The 1834-nt window shown below is 31.1% G+C and carries 1 protein-coding gene; it reads left to right on the top strand.

Annotated elements, in window-relative coordinates:
* Window positions 1-578: 578 nt before the first annotated feature.
* Window positions 579-1286, top strand: coding sequence for a hypothetical protein (locus AACY61_RS13160; protein ID WP_339612039.1), 708 nt, complete (start codon window positions 579-581; stop codon window positions 1284-1286).
* The last annotated feature ends 548 nt before the right edge of the window (window positions 1287-1834 follow it).

The following is a 1834-nucleotide window of genomic DNA, read 5'->3' as shown; positions in this document are numbered from 1 at the left end:
ACGTGTCTACCAATTCCACCATCCGAGCATAATATTATATATACTGAGCGAAAAATCAAAGAAACAAAGAACGGATAAATGTGCCAATCCAAAATGGAGGTAAATGCGAAGGGTAAACACCACAACGCTTCTTTACAATTTTAAGCCAGGCATCTATCTATTTGCCTCTTAGAGGTACCAATCTTTTACTTTTATCTGCACTACGTAAAAAACATTGCAAACGGTGAAATTTCAAACCTTAAAGGGCTCAGAAATATAAACTTTTAATGGATGGGTTACAAAAATCATTCACTGTATATAAGATAAGGTACTTACAACTACCCAGTAACCACAAAGTAAGAGCCCTAAACGCATCACTCGCTAAATACAAAACAAGTAACCCGATTATTTGAACTAGCGGCATCTGAAGATTCAAAACCTAATACAATACGCCCCTAAAGTCAATTTAAAAAAATTTTAATCAATTGATTCATTAAAAAGTAAAACATTTCACCTTAGGGTATTTTTCCCCATTTTTCTTAGTCCTTTTGCTCCTTATTTATATAATGTTAGATTTACAAAAATTCATAAAATATACAATGGAAAAAAAATATTTTTTAATTATTTTAATCACCCTAATAGTATCCTGTAGTTCTGACGATATTACAACTAAAAGCAACCAAAATGAAACTGAAACTGGGTTGACGGAAATAAGTAAAGTTTTAACTAATAGAAAATCTGATTCTGATTTATCACCGTTATTCTTACGATTGGGTGTTACGTCAGTTACGACTTCAAATAATAAATTATCTGCCAAAACTCAGAAAACATTTAATTTTAGGGGGAAGCATATAGACTTTTCTGTATTCTCGGTCAAAATTGAGAAAAATTTCATTACTTTAGAACAAGATGATGAGTTTAAAATAGGCATTCTAAATAAAAAATCTTATTTAACAACCCCAGACTATAAAGGTCTTTTAAAAAAAGCAAGTGCTGAAATTTTAAAACAGAAAGAAGTATTTGCGTTGATCGCTTATTTAAATGAAATCACTTACAACCAGGATCAAAGGGTTTCTTCTAAAAATAGTAATTCAACAATGAAATCTGAAGGTTGCAATTTTTTCACAGAACAAGGATTTAGCGTTGGTGTGGGAGTTAATGAAACATCAGCAAAAGCTGATTTAGCCTCATCAATGGAAGACGATATCGCATCAGGTGCCACTGAAGGCTGTACTAAAATTGGAGAACCAGAAGCTGTTGCATGGACTAATGGTACAGTTTGGGTTCAAACTTGGTGTTGTAAATAAAAAATAAAATGAATATGAGATTTTTAATGATTTGGCCATATCAAATTGTACTTTTTATAGTCGCTATTTTAGGATTGTTTCTACTTGCTTTTACGCTATTAATGAGAAAAGAGAAAAAATTAAATTTTTTTCTTTGGCTTATTTTAATAATCGTAATTCCTATTTTTGGACCACTAACATATATCGCTAATTATTTTTATATAAAAAAATCTAGCATAAATCAATTTCATGAACTATAGAAGGTTATGAATCGTCGTAAAATTTAATAGGTTTTAAAGATTTCATTGAATCCTGTGAAGCTAGCTTCACAGGATTTTTGCTATGTATTAAGTATAAACCTAGGTATTTTTAAATGAAGACCCCGGATGTGGTCTTTTATTATTATAAGTATCTATCGATTGCCTGATTAATTTTTTGAATTGTTTCAAGCGGTACTGCATTTATTCGGCTTGATCTGAAATACCGGAGAAAGAAAAGCTTATAAAAACAAAAAACCCTCTAAATCAAAAAGATAAAGAGGGTCTTTGTACTCGGAGCGGGACTTGAAC

It is taken from the genome of uncultured Planktosalinus sp. (assembly GCF_963973675.1).
Taxonomy (GTDB): domain Bacteria; phylum Bacteroidota; class Bacteroidia; order Flavobacteriales; family Flavobacteriaceae; genus Planktosalinus.
This window is presented reverse-complemented; position numbering and strand designations above follow the sequence as displayed.

Bases quoted from the DNA above. Each gene is read 5' to 3' on its own strand.
- AACY61_RS13160 (WP_339612039.1), top strand. From the start codon at position 579: ATGGAAAAAAAATATTTTTTAATTATTTTAATCACCCTAATAGTATCC.